At 39.7% G+C, this 13,587-nt stretch carries 14 protein-coding genes; 3 read left to right on the forward strand and 11 right to left on the reverse strand.

Annotated elements, in window-relative coordinates; all coding sequences use genetic code 11:
- Window positions 1-25: 25 nt before the first annotated feature.
- Window positions 26-1,015 (reverse strand): nucleotidyltransferase family protein, encoded by a 990-nt coding sequence (locus tag LKD42_RS00105; protein ID WP_022118388.1) that lies wholly within the window; start codon window positions 1,013-1,015, stop codon window positions 26-28.
- Between the two features lie 204 nt (window positions 1,016-1,219).
- On the opposite strand from LKD42_RS00105, the gene LKD42_RS00110 reads away from it, so the two are divergent.
- A complete protein-coding gene (locus tag LKD42_RS00110) occupies window positions 1,220-2,095 on the forward strand; it encodes a YitT family protein (protein ID WP_248834458.1) in 876 nt (291 codons plus the stop codon).
- 305 nt (window positions 2,096-2,400) lie between these two features.
- Here LKD42_RS00110 and LKD42_RS00115 read toward each other — a convergent pair whose 3' ends face one another.
- Window positions 2,401-2,799 carry a response regulator gene (locus LKD42_RS00115; protein ID WP_215660075.1) on the reverse strand — a complete coding sequence of 133 codons (399 nt, stop codon included), beginning with the start codon at window positions 2,797-2,799 and terminating at the stop codon, window positions 2,401-2,403.
- A 479-nt stretch (window positions 2,800-3,278) separates the two neighbouring features.
- Here LKD42_RS00115 and LKD42_RS00120 point away from each other — a divergent pair, with 479 nt between their 5' ends.
- Window positions 3,279-3,485 (forward strand): hypothetical protein, encoded by a 207-nt coding sequence (locus LKD42_RS00120; RefSeq protein ID WP_248834459.1) that lies wholly within the window; start codon window positions 3,279-3,281, stop codon window positions 3,483-3,485.
- Window positions 3,486-3,511: 26 nt separating this feature from the next.
- Window positions 3,512-3,649, forward strand: coding sequence for a hypothetical protein (locus LKD42_RS00125; protein WP_248834460.1), 138 nt, complete (start codon window positions 3,512-3,514; stop codon window positions 3,647-3,649).
- A gap of 125 nt (window positions 3,650-3,774) precedes the next feature.
- On the opposite strand, the gene LKD42_RS00130 is transcribed toward LKD42_RS00125, so the two are convergent.
- From LKD42_RS00130 to LKD42_RS00170, 9 genes are all read right to left on the reverse strand, one after another.
- Entirely contained in the window at window positions 3,775-5,280 is a 1,506-nt protein-coding gene (locus LKD42_RS00130; RefSeq protein WP_248834461.1) for a leucine-rich repeat domain-containing protein, read from the reverse strand.
- A 764-nt stretch (window positions 5,281-6,044) separates the two neighbouring features.
- Window positions 6,045-6,824, reverse strand: coding sequence for an ATP-binding protein (locus LKD42_RS00135; RefSeq protein ID WP_248834462.1), 780 nt, complete (start codon window positions 6,822-6,824; stop codon window positions 6,045-6,047).
- A gap of 12 nt (window positions 6,825-6,836) precedes the next feature.
- A complete protein-coding gene (locus LKD42_RS00140; RefSeq protein WP_248834463.1) occupies window positions 6,837-8,393 on the reverse strand; it encodes a Mu transposase domain-containing protein in 1,557 nt (518 codons plus the stop codon).
- A gap of 290 nt (window positions 8,394-8,683) precedes the next feature.
- A complete protein-coding gene (locus tag LKD42_RS00145) occupies window positions 8,684-11,620 on the reverse strand; it encodes an nSTAND3 domain-containing NTPase (RefSeq protein ID WP_248834464.1) in 2,937 nt (978 codons plus the stop codon).
- Between the two features lie 124 nt (window positions 11,621-11,744).
- Window positions 11,745-11,909: a hypothetical protein gene (locus LKD42_RS00150; RefSeq protein WP_195982231.1), complete on the reverse strand. Its 165-nt coding sequence runs from the start codon at window positions 11,907-11,909 to the stop codon at window positions 11,745-11,747.
- On the reverse strand, window positions 11,906-12,280 hold the full coding sequence (locus tag LKD42_RS00155; protein WP_195982232.1) for a hypothetical protein: 375 nt from the start codon (window positions 12,278-12,280) through the stop codon (window positions 11,906-11,908). Before LKD42_RS00155 ends, LKD42_RS00150 begins: the two co-directional genes overlap by 4 nt.
- Window positions 12,281-12,293: 13 nt before the next feature.
- Window positions 12,294-12,887 (reverse strand): major tail protein, encoded by a 594-nt coding sequence (locus tag LKD42_RS00160; RefSeq protein WP_248834465.1) that lies wholly within the window; start codon window positions 12,885-12,887, stop codon window positions 12,294-12,296.
- Window positions 12,888-12,892: 5 nt separating this feature from the next.
- Window positions 12,893-13,210: a hypothetical protein gene (locus LKD42_RS00165; protein ID WP_248834466.1), complete on the reverse strand. Its 318-nt coding sequence runs from the start codon at window positions 13,208-13,210 to the stop codon at window positions 12,893-12,895.
- Window positions 13,203-13,586, reverse strand: coding sequence for an HK97 gp10 family phage protein (locus tag LKD42_RS00170; RefSeq protein ID WP_248834467.1), 384 nt, complete (start codon window positions 13,584-13,586; stop codon window positions 13,203-13,205). Before LKD42_RS00170 ends, LKD42_RS00165 begins: the two co-directional genes overlap by 8 nt.
- Window position 13,587 lies beyond the last annotated feature (1 nt).

A 13,587-nucleotide genomic window follows, 5' to 3' on the forward strand; every position in this document is an offset into this window, starting at 1 on the left:
GATACGATCAGCGATTCAATGTCTTTTAATCGATCAGATCATTCTGGAAACGCGACAGATGCTCATACGGCAGAATCAGTCTGCCATGGTACAGTCCGCAGCCATCGTTGATCAGGCTCTTGCTCATCGCCGTGAACATATTAACGTCTATTTTTGTCAGATCCAGATTCAGAAGCTTCATGCCTCTTTCATATGCTTCATCAAAATAAATGCATTCACCTTTCGGGATCGTGTCTCGCTGGATACGTTCCTTTTCCTGGCGTTTTTCGTATTCCAGATGGTTCGCCGGTCCGATCTCGGCAATGTCATCCATCCGCTTGGTACGCAGCTGCAGTTCCATATAGCTTCTGGAACTGTTGTCGTAAAATGTAATATGAAGGGACTGATATCCATTGTGGCTTTTGTTGCATACATAATCGCGATAATACGGCTTTACATCGTCATTTAAGAGTGGGGAAGTGCTCAGTTTGACTCCTTTTGCATCTTCTGCATCAAAGCCACGCTCTTCAAGAAATCCCGGCAGAGCATTGGCGATCTCATAGAGGCACTTCAGCTCCTCCGTTTCCAGATCTTCTCCCTGTTTCAGGTGACATTTCGGCATACAGATCACGATGCGGTATGCGATAAAATCACGAAAACAGCTCAGGCGGCTCTTAAGCTTGTTCACTGACGGGTACTTACCGTATTTTGTATAGTAGTCATAAATATAAGAGACAATATAACCGTTGAATTTTTCTTCTGCACGGATCAGCGATTTGATCCTTCCTTTAAAAGTAAAAGCAAGATACGGATACTGTTTTGCCATATATTTATAAAATTCCCGGATTTGCTGTGACTGAGCAGTAAGGAAATCATTGTGCTCCAGCAGCCCCTTAATCAGAATCAGAAAATTGCTGTGTGCCATGTCAATCTCATTGTGACTTTTTCTTGCCTCTTTTCGCAGTGCATCGGTATACTGCTGCAGAATACGGAAGATCGTATCTCCGGAATATAAATAGTCATTTAAAGTAATCATTTGTTTCTCCTGAATGTTAAAAAGTTACTTTGTAACGAAGCAATTCACAGGCATCTTCTGGTGTCTGGTAATGTGCTTTGGCATTTTAATTTTATTCTAACAGAATTTTTTCATCCGGTCAAAGAAATTCGCTTGTCAGGAAGAAGAACAGGGCGTATAATAAGGTGCTGCATGTCTGGATTCATACAAATGAGGAGGATTTCTATGGAACAAAATAAGGAAAACACATCTTCCGTTTCCCGTACTTTAAAAGAATACTTTATTATTACCGTTGCCGTACTCATTATGGATATCGGCATCTATGTTTTTAAATTTCCAAATAATTTTTCTTTCGGCGGAGTATCCGGAATGGCTGTTGTTTTTGCAAAATTTCTTCCCTTTACCGCCTCTGTAATCAATCTGGTCATCAACCTGGTTCTTTTGGTGGTCGGTTTCGCTTTTCTTGGAAGAAACTTCGGACTGAAAACAGCCTACGTCACCGTTCTCTCTTCGGTACTATTAAATGTTTTTGAGCATCTTTTCCCGATGTCAGGACCGCTGACCGATCAGATTTCGCTGGAGCTTTGCTTTGCGATCTTGCTGCCGGCAATCGCAGCTGCCCTGCTCTTTTTCGAGAACGCCTCCGGAGGCGGGACAGACATCATCGCCATGATCATCAAAAAGTACTCCACGATGAACATTTCCACCGCTTTGCTGCTCTGCGACCTGCTCATTGTAGTTATGGCATTCTTCGTTTTTGACACTCTGACCGGACTTTGTTCCATCCTTGGGCTGATGGCAAAGACACTGGTCATCGACAAAGTGATCGAACGCATGAAGCTGAACAAGTTCTTTACTATTGTATGTGATCACCCGGAACCAATTTGTGATTTTATTACAGAAGAACTCGGTCACACTGCAACCACTTATCATGCCGAGGGAGCCTACTCTCATACACAGAGAACCGTTATTTTGACCGTTGTCGATGTCAATCAGGCAATTCTGCTGCAGCGTTTTATCAAAAAAAATGAACCCACTGCTTTTATTACCGTTACCAAAAGCAGTGAGATCATCGGAAAGGGATTTTCCAATTACATCTGAGTTCCCTTATTTGGGCATATTCGCCTGAGAGTAGAATTCTTCATAATATTAAGTCCTCCCTGCACCAGAAGATATTCTTTTCCATTTACCGATACTTCCTGATACAGGTAAAGTGGACATTCACAATCCGCTTCGCGACTTGCTCATGAACGCAGTCGCTTCGCGATCTGTCAGTGGGAGCTTTCAACTCCCACTGACATAAGCATCCCCCCTTCACTCACCGCTTAGTGCTCTGCACACTTGAAGCGGGGGGAATGCTTCTCTGCGTTCAAACTCCGTAAGATATTCCAGGACCTCCTGCTTTTTCAGCTCTGAAACTGATCCCAGTTGGTATTTTCCAAAATTTCTTTAAAATCAAACTCAATATCTCTGAGTTTATTGTACCATACCGTCCCCAGTGCATCCGGCGAGCGATAATTCTGCGAGGAACAGATGATCACCGGTATCGGATGCTCTCTTTGTTTCATCTTTTCCAGCAGAATAAATCCTGCCTCTTCATTTTCCTTTTCTCCTTTCGCCAGTGGATAGTGCATGTCTGTAACAATCAGATCTGCTTCGCTTGTCTCCAGATATTCCCATAAGGCCTCCTGATGGTCAAACATCACAATATTTTCCACACCACAGAACTGTAAAGCTCTTTTTATATGTATCGATTTTACAGCTGCATCATCAACGATCACTGCCTTCAGATCTCGAATTTTCATTTGTTTTCCTTTCTTTTTCCAGATATTTTGCCACTAAGCTTTGTCTTCGGGTTCAGTCCTTTTTGACCGGAGAGACGATCTGCTTTTCTTTTTCCGACAATCGATATTGCATACCCCTGTCTCCTCCCTCATGACTTTTACTGTTTTAGCTTTTCCAATCTAAAATCTGATTTTGTCTATAAAAGTCCTGATTATAGTATATCTCCACCGAATATGTTCGTCAATGGTGATCTATTACTACTTCTTCCGGTGAAACATCAACCTTTTTTAATGCATACAAAAAGCTTTGTAAGAATTATTTCAATTTCCTGCCTCTTCTGTGCTATACAACGATTACTGTTGACAAAATGTGCATCTGATCCTGAAATATTCCGGGCTGCCATACTTTGCTCGATTCTCTGCAAAAAATTTGTCTGATGCATGGAACAGACATCAGCTATTATAAAAAACTGTTTCAGACAGTCGGGAATATCTTGCGGATGATAGAAAAAGATAATCTGACCAAGTACCTGCTGTTTCTGGAGTATGTCTTCCCATATATGGAGAAATACCAGTACAAGAAAGATATGAAAGAGATTATCCTGGAGATGAAGCAACTTTTGAAAGACAATGAAAATAGTGCCGTTACCGACTGCTTTATACCAATAACAGCATTCCCCAAATCAACAATTATGCTGCCTTATTGACAGAATTGCAGGAACCGGAACGGGCAATGGCTGCTCTCCGGAAACTTGCCCAGACCATCAAAGAATACAACTCCGATACCTGTCTGGACTATGCCCTGGTACAGGAATCCAGAGCTTTAAACGATGAAATGGAGATGCTTGCCAAGGATGCTTTGACGAGTTAATTTGTAAAAGTATAAAACTCTAACAATGGGGAGGTTCCCCTCCCCATAAAATTTTTTCTTAAAACTTACACAAAAAACTTGATAAACCCGGTTTTTTCGCAATTTCTTTCGGATTCTTCTATCGTCTATTTTTTGATCTTCACAGATTTCTTCTGCCCCTTTCCTTTGAACAGACGCTTGTAAGACTTCAGTTGTTTCTTCGGTACTTTAATAACGCATTTTCTGTTGATGCCTGTGAGAGCACCTTTTCCGACTTTCTTTAATTTTGTACTCTTCACAGTAATCTTCTTGAGGTTCTTGCAATTCTTAAAGGCATTCTTTCCGATAGAGGTTACATTCTTTCCAATCGTTACGCTCTTTAACTTTTTGCAGCCTTCAAAACTGCCGGTTCCGATCTCTGTAACCGTGTCAGGAATTACAACTGTCTGCAGCTTCTTACTGTTCTTAAATGCTTTTGCCGCAATGCCTGTCACCTGATACTTCACATTGTTAATTGTAACGGTTTTGGGAATTGTAACCTTCTTTGCCTTTTTCTCCTTGGCAGACAGCTTTGTAAGCGTTACTGATGGCTTACTTTCAGAACCATCTGATTCTGTCACCTTAAATTCCCTGCCTGTTTTCTCTTTCAGAGATGTTCCAGCCGCAGGCACATCTGGTTTCGGTCGTGAATAGTTACAGTGCAAGGTAAAAGGAATTGAGATATTTTGACGCAAGTCTTCATCATAAGCTCCGAAAACATTTAATGCATCACCGCCACTACCAAAGCTGATTGCATTCCACTGTTCCTGTGTACCTGTATAATATACATCTTTTAATCCGCTACAGAACCAAAATGCAAGATCCCCTATGCTCGTTACACTCGACGGGATCTCTATACCGGTTAACCCGCTGCAGTCATAAAATGCATAATTCCCTATGCTCGTTACACTCGACGGGATTTTTGTGTTTTTACAGCCCTGTATAAGAGTATTCGTCGCTTTTTTTATAATGGCATTACAGTTATCTCTGCTGTCATAGACCTCATTGCCAGCTTCTACGTTTATACTTGTTAACCCGCTACAGCCAGAAAATGCAGCTTCCCCTATCTTCGTTACACTCGATGGGATCTCTATGCCGGTTAACCCGCTACAGCTAGAAAATGCATAATCCCTTATGCTCGTTACACTCGACGGGATCTCTATGCCGGTTAACCCGCTACAGCCAGAAAATGCAAAATTCCCTATGCTCGTTACACTCGACGGGATTTCTATGCTGGTTAACTCGCTACAGCCAAAAAATACTTCATTCCCTATGCTCGTTACTTTAATATCCTTAATTTTCGTGGGTATTTTTACAGCTCCCTTTGCATTATAATCACACCTTGTTATTTCCACATATTTTGTTTCATCCGGTTTCTGATAAATGCAATAGGACAGATATCCTTCTTTTCCATCCTCAACCTCTGTATCTTCCGTTTCTGCTTGATCTGCTTCCAGCTCCGGCTTTTCTGCCGTTTCCTGTTCTGCTGCTGTATCTACAGTCACGGCTGTTTCATTCTCCGAAACGGTCTCCGCAGATACCGGTACTGAACTGCAGATCAATGCTGCAGTCAATGCCATCGTCAACATTTTTTGTACGTGTCTCTTTTTCATTTGGTCCCTCCTGATCTCTTTTTATATGATACTGAAAGTATTTTAGCTTTTATCATGTATCTTCGATACATGACAGCACACGTTCGGGTGAAACTTCTTCTCCGCAAGATGCGTATCCCCTTTTTAGATAAATCCGTTTTTAATATATATTTCACCTGCAGACAAGTCAAGCTTTTTTCCGTTTTTCTTTTATGTGTTTTTTTCTAAAAAATATAAGGAAAATAAGGCTTTCCACACTTTTATAATAGTATGATGCCAGCGAAACTCTGGCATTGTACTCCTTTTTCCATTGCTCACTGTCACGAGTCGGTATATTTATAAGATGTGGATTATCTTTCCTGGATAAATGTACAGTTCTTCCGTATTTTGAACCAGAACACGAAGAGTCGCAGGAACAGCCATATTTGCGGCTGACAAGGGGACAACGGCTGCCGGTTTTGCAGACAGGAATGCTATCCTTTCCAATGGTAAAGTCGTCTTTGTATTTTTCCTTAATCCTACGTTTTTCATTCAGGTCGATAAAAGGTATGATACCGTTGTGCTTGCAGTACTGATAATAAGGCATTGCGTCATGGGCGGAATCAAGCAGGAGTTTTTCTACATGAAAATCCGTAAGAAAGCGTTTCATCCTGAAAAAGCATTAAGAAATCCGTGGGAATCATGCATGGATGCAGGATGAATGCATATTCCGCAAGAACTGCGCATCCGTTCCAGAGGAACGGAGCGCCATTTCGCTTCAAACTGAGCAAAGCTCAGCAGGTTGATTAATTACTATTGGTTATTCTGCGATCCCTGCCAGGAAATTCAAGGCGATATGCCTTAGATGTCATTCGACTTAAGCAGGCATCTGCGTAGGTGGAATCCCCAAAAAGCTGATACCATCCGGATACTGGAATCTGTGAGATAATAATAGTTGCCTTGCAGCAGTCTCTGGACTCGATGATTTCAAATAAATCGCGGCATTTCTCGATGTCCAGATCCATTAAGCCGAAATCATCTATCACCATGAGATCATAAGCGGCCATTTCATTCGAATACTCAAAGTAAGTACCTTCCTGCCTGGCATGATCTGATTCCTTTAAGAGCGTGTTCGCACGTATGTATTTAACAGTACGGTTCTGATGCATTGCTGTGATACATAAGGCACAGGCGATGTGCGTTTTCCCAGCACCGGCCCCTCCGGTCATCAGCAGGTTATTCGGCTCATCGATCCAATCACACTTGGCCAGAAGTTCTATGACGTGTGTATTCAGCTGACGTTCTGGATCATAGATTGAACTGTCAAGATCAGCTGCAGGATATTTCAGGGTCGCTTTCTTCATGAGACGTTTAAACTTTTTACTCTCACGCTGATCCCACTCCTGATTTACAATAGCAGCAAAGCGGACTTCAAATGGTTCGAGACCTGTGTTTGGTTCCAGCAGCTGCTTTTCAAATGCTTCAGCCATACCGGACATGCGAAGTTTATACAGCCGATCCATGAGTATGTTCTGTTCCTTTGTGAGTTTATCGTTATAAAGATAGTCTTTTAATCGGTATGCCATAGTACGTCACCCTTACTTATAGTAGTCCTTTCCTCTGATATTTTCATGATTGGGCAGTGTTCCTGGTGAATGCTCGGGGAGTTCCTTCACATCCATCTTTTTCAGCATCTGCTTGAAGGTAAAATACTTACAGGAATTGATCTCTATACATTTACGGGCAACTTCTTCAGCAGCACCTTTCGGGATTGTTTTTACTTTATGCAGGATACCTGCACAGGCATTATAAGACTGCTCTTCATGTTTTGATGATTTAAGGAGTCTGTCAATCAGTTCTGACATCGCAGGACCAATGGCAGAAGCCCAGCGGCGGTAATAATTACCATCCTTTGAATTGACTTCTTTGTAATAAAGGTGTTCTGGCGGCATATGTTCATCTACCGTGATATACAGCGGAGACTCTCTATAAGACCGCTTATGTGTACAGATCAGCCGATTATACTGATCACAGATTCTGATCTCTGAAGCGGTTGCCTTCAGGATTGCAGGCTTGCCACAGTAAGAGTACAATACGGAGTAGTAGTGGCCGTCATACTCGATGTGGTAGTTGTTGGGAACTTTTAGGACCGCTTTATAGTCACAAGCCGTGTAACATCCGCCTGGCAGTGGTTTCATACATGGTTTGTCATACTTTTCGAAAGCATCCTGTCTTGAGAAATCCTTGCCTTGAAAAGATCGTTTATTGAGGACTGCTACTATTTTTTTGATTTCAGCATTCAGGTCTTCAAATGATATATATATCTTTTCTTTCAGTTTCGCAACCAGGTGTATTTCAAGATAACGTACATGATTTTCAACTGTAGGCTTGCCTTTCGGCTTTCTAGCGGGTGGTGGAAGAACTATAGTTTCATAGAAATCTTCCAGATCTGCAAATGTAGACTGCAGGATAAGTTCATCCTTTGTGTGCTTGGTTACAGCAGTTCGCAGGTTATCGGGCACAAAGTATTTCGTAACAGCACCATAAAATGAAACAGCATGGGCACAGCCTTCTATAAAACATGGGAGCTTCTCATTTGGAAAAGCTTCTGCATAGATCAGGCTGCTGACTCCAAGAGTGGTCGCAAAGATATGGACTTTTTTGATCTCGCCCGTTTCGGTATCTGTTAACAGTTCCGGCTGATCACCGACCCAGTCGATATACATCTTTTCACCCGGGATTCGGTTTACGGCCATTGATACCTTCTGGCCACCATAGTTTTCTGCTATGAATCGGTTGAAGTATTCGTAAAACTGTGACTTCTCATAACCATCAGGATTCTTTTCTTTATAATCCAGCCAACAGAACGAAATGTTCATGCGGCTCCCTGGTGCATGGATTCTGTCATAGTAATACTGGAAATCTGGAAGTGGGACATCTTTCCTCTGTAGATTTTTCTGCGGATAGAAAAGGTTCTCAACTTTCTTAGGTGCCATCATTCGGAGTTCCTCGATTGGGATTCCGTTGGCATGGTATCGGCTCATGATCAGATTTAATGTACCTGAGCCAATCTTGTAACGGTCCATAACGGACCTGGTCTGGCATCCATTCAAACGCATCTGGATGGAGCCGATAATCGTGTTGTAGTCTTGCATAGTTATGCCTCCTTTCGCAATCATTTGATGACTACGAAAGAACTATAACACGTTGAAAACTTATTGATCAGCTGAAGCGGAAACGCGTTCAGTTACATCCGGAAAGACTGATCAGCTCTTAGCGGAATGCGTGGTCAGATGAGCCGGAATTTGCACCTTTAATTCTGCTTGCCATACAGCGATACCCCCTCTCTTAAAAAAGGACATGAAAAAAGTCCGGATTTCACCAAGCCGAAAGAAAGCACCAACCTCACGGCTGATGCTCCTATATAAAACAAAATTATTTTTTATTATAATATTTTATCAAGACCAGTAATTCTATCTTGAATAATCCCTTTAAACAAATTTCCTCCTTTCAGATTTATGCTTTTTGATTTAATTTCTATTTTTCCTTCATACTTAGTTAAGTCAATTTGTGTTTCAAACGTGCAAGCACTAAAAATTATTTTTACATCCGATGGTTTAAATTGTTCAGCTATTATATTAATGTTTTTAATAAGGCATTTCTCAAAAATCATCTGATCTCCATTCCGGAAATCAATATTAATATGCTCAACAAAACATCTAATAAATCTACACCGCTTCCGCGAAGTCAACTCCATTTTTTTGACAATACAATCTCTAAATAATACGCTATTATCCTCTTCAATTTTTTTAGTTTTCATATTTACATCATTAAATTCGCATAAATCAAATGTTATTTTGCCTTGCAATTCTGAATCTTGTAGAGAGGTATCCATTAATTTGCACTGCATAAATCGTGAATCTCGGATGACGCTTCCTTTAAAATTAAAATGTTTGAGGTTTACACGTTTCAAGAAAATATCAGTTAACACATTTCGCATAAAATATCGCTCTACCGTAAATATTTCTTTACTAGACATGTTTTCGTGTGAATATGTTTTATACGCATTTACATAAAAAATCATTTCTTTAAATATATGCCCATATTCATCCGAAAAAGTATTCTTACACAACTTAAAGAACAAGATATACATCATCAAGATTTGCGCAAATGTTTCCCCTATTTCTTTAGTATTTTTTCCCGCGACATCTATACGATTTCTAATATCTCTATTCAAAACAAAGGATCTCAAATATACCCTAAGAGCTTTTTTATCGCCCGATGTGCTGATTTTATAAAGAACATAATCTATTACTTGTGGGTAAAAATCGATCACATCCAATCTGTCTAAATCGCATAAATCAAACGCTTCTTTTTCCGTCAATTCCATCAACTGTAAATATATCCTCTCCGATGCCAACGAAAACAATATATTTACATCTGTAAAAAAAATAGTATTACCAACAACCTTCAAAAAATAGCAATTAATAAAGTTAGCCTTATCAATACTTTCTGATTTAAGTTGATCAAAGCACTCCTTTGTTGCTTGTGAAAAATCTTCAAATGTTATGCAAAATTTATGCTCTTGCAGTTTTTCTGCTAATAGCGGTTCATCGTCTAATACTTGTAGTGGGTTAATAATACTCCGAATTCTATTAGAATTTGTATTCAAAATATCATATGCTATTTTCTGCAATAAATTTTTATATTTTTTTACATTGTCTGAAATTACATTCGCTCTACCTAAAGCCTCATAATGGTATTTCCCTTGTATTGTTTGATCTATAAATTTTTCATAATAATAATAATATCCCTCATGTGCTTTTATCTCTTTTGTTTCCTCATACTGTTTAATAAATGCATACAAAAACAGCGGATTATGGAGTGCATTTGTTATTTTTTTATTTTCATCTTTTATTATTCTCTTATTCAGATATACACCATTTTTCATAGGATATTTATCTATCCAGTTATTCACATCAGCGGCCTCAAACCAGGAGGCTTTTAAAAACTTCATCTCCTGATGGTTCTCCGTGTAATAAAAGAATTTTTCTGCAACCGAATCTTCTTTAGTATCACCTATATATGCATACTCACGTGATCCAACTACAAAAGAAATTCTTTTATTTCTCTTTAAATAATTGAACATGCATCCTATAAAAGTTTCGAGTAAGCTTATGTCGGATCCAGTAGAATGTGCAACATTTAAATCATCCAATGCATCAATAAGAATAATAGCATCTACATCACAAACACAATCAAAAAACCGATTAAATTCAAACTCACGTCCGCTACAAACAGTTTCGACTAAATCCCTCGCATCAAAGGCATAAACCACTGTTCCTCTTCTTCTATATTCAAGATATAGGCGTTTCAATAATGTTGTTTTTCCACTTCCATAGGGCCCTGTAACTAACAAATACCTTTGTCTATTAATAAGATCAATAATATTATTGAAACTTTGAATATGAGAGCTAGCTTCTTTTGATTCAATTTCAGTAATATAATAATTATTCAGCGTAAACACCGTTTCAACTTCACAATCATCACTCTCAAACAGATAAAAATACCTTTCTTGCTTTTGTTGTAATAGTTCCCTATCAAGAACCTCCTGTGTCCGCATATTTTTTACAACCTTATCTGAAATATGCTCTACAATTGAATCTGGAAGTTTCTTAATCTCATCCTGAATATTCGCAAAAATATTCATCGAAATCCAACATTCTAATTCTTTATGAATTGTAATAAGATTGAGTATTTGGTTTCTGAATTTCTTTATTGCTACTTCAGGAATATTAGTGATCTTATAATCAAAATATTCTTTTTGCTCTTCCGAACACACGAATAATTCCTTAATTTCTTCTGTTGAATAAAATCGTTCTCTAAATTCTTCAGTTAGAGTAACGTAATTTCTTCTTACCACATCTATTGAATTAAAGGAGATAAAAATATCCTCTTCATTTTCTTCATCATATAAAATATCATACAAATCTTCCGAAGCGTTTTTTTCAAATAGATCAATTACATTTTCTGCTTCCAATTCCTCACATATGGCTTCAAATAAAGAAGAGTAAAAACTTAACTGATATACAGTTTGCATTCTGATATACATTTCTTTGTCATATTTTTTTGATGCAAATAAATCATTAAGAGCCGATCCTAAGATATTAAAAACACCAGCTCCGACAAGTGTAGCACCTGTGGCAATTTCATTAATAAATGAGTGATATCCCGTATATTTTGCAAATGTTACTGGTAGAAAAAGCATACCACCTATGCAAATATTCTTGACAAGACTTTTAAGTTTACTACTTCCGCATCCATCTATATATTCACAAATATCATAAAATGATATCTGTTTTCCTTCAAAAGTTTTTTCCATTATATTTTATCCGCTAATCATCAAGTAGACAATCAGAACTGTCCTTTCTGTTTAATCTCAAAGTGTTAGGCTTCTTTAATTCTCCTAACACTTTGATTCTACCATAAAAACTTATCAATCAACATCAGAATTTATCAAAATCTTCCTGCGTTGCAATCTTCTGATATTTCACACTGTCATTGCTCTTCTCTGACCAGATATCAAGAACCAGGCCAATACTGAGTCGATCCAAATCAGAAATGGAAATCCCAATCTCTATACAGCGCAGGAGGAATAACGGAGTTGTCATCTCCCTGCTACTTTTTGGAAGTTTTTTTTAGACTCAATATCTGTCTGGAGATTGGAGCCCCACAGTTCCAGAATCTCCGGTAAAATCTCATAAATGGAGAACATTTCGAACTGATCCAGCCATTCATCGATGTTGCTCGGAATACTGTTGTCCGCATGATAAGCCATCACATAGGCAACATTCTCGAAGATCTCCAAATCATCGATCTGAAATTCTGCTCCTTCGTTTGCTTTCCCCTTATAGGATTTTTCCAGCTTCGCCAGATCCTTAAAAATATCTCTACCAAATTTCAAACGATATAATCTCGGAATGGTGGCAGAGGAGCGAAACATTACCTCCACTCCATTCACATTCACTGTTTTCTGTAACATCCTTTCGTCCTCCTTACTCAGTCTCTTCGCTACCCGCATCTACTGCAGGAGCATAGACCGTTTTGTACCAGTTTGCATAAGCATTCGCATCTGTGGTATCTCCGGTACGGCTCTTTACCAGGCCATCTTCTCTCGGATCCGCTTTCAGCGTCAGTTTCTCTGTTCCAGGCTCGATGCTCTCCTCCTTGGTTTCGGATTCGATCGAAGGACGAGATGCTGTGCAGTTATACATCACATGACGGATTGCCCTTGCATCACCATCAAACTCAAACAGAAGAGCAAACTTCTCTGTCTGCGCAAAGTCTGAACGCTCCACCAGGACACCATTCTTATCCAACTGCTCTCTCAGGATCTCGGTACGGAACCATTCTGGAATCAATGCGATCTCAAGCTCACCGCTGTATCCGTTATTGGCTACCGAACGGAAATACACGATACCATCTGCATAAAACGGATTGGTATCTCCTTCTGCGTCCAAGCTGATACTTACTGCACCAGGGATAGCCTTTGGAGTTTCATATTTGTAGGATGTAACTCCATCTACGGTTTCTGTGGTCAGCTTAGCAGCATGGACATTTTTCAAATTATATTTAACTTTATTTCCCATGACTCTTATGCCTCTATTTCAAAGGAATATAGGACTTCATATAGTTTCTCGCTATCTATCCACACCTCGGATCGATCATAAAAAATGCCATGCTTATCCAGCACAGCTTCCAATTGATGCTCTATCTCCAGGTCCTTGCTGTCAGTATAGAGCTCAATATGCACTTCATTGATTTTGTAATACACTCTCCCGTCTGCACCAAAGTGATTGGTACCGGGAAGCAAATAGCAGATAAAAGGTGGATCCGGAGATTCACCCTCTGCAAAATGATCATAGGCAAACGGGATCCCCGCTTCCCCTAAGATCTGCAGTAATTTATCCATTCCGAATACACCTCTCAATCTCTTGTTCCAATTGCTGGATTCCTGATTGCTCCGCTGCAGCAATGTGAGGTCTGGCAGCCACCCTGCCTCCACCCCTTTTTGCATGACCATACTCCAAAAGGTGTGCCAACTGATACCGGTTTCTGGAATGAACCGTCACCTCCAAGGAATGAGCGGTTTCCTTTGTATTCTTTGTGGCCCAGCTCTTTTTATAAGCACCGGTTGCAGAGGAAGCTCCCGCCTGTGTTTCTGTTTTGACGGTCTTGGCAGCCTTTTTTACTGCGGACTTCACACCATCTGAAGTCAAATTCGCATATTCATTTAGCTGCTTCATGACCGCACTTGCCATCTGATCGACGGAGACTCTTCGACTCATG

It is taken from the genome of Hominisplanchenecus faecis, from assembly GCF_020687205.1.
GTDB lineage: Bacteria > Bacillota > Clostridia > Lachnospirales > Lachnospiraceae > Hominisplanchenecus > Hominisplanchenecus faecis.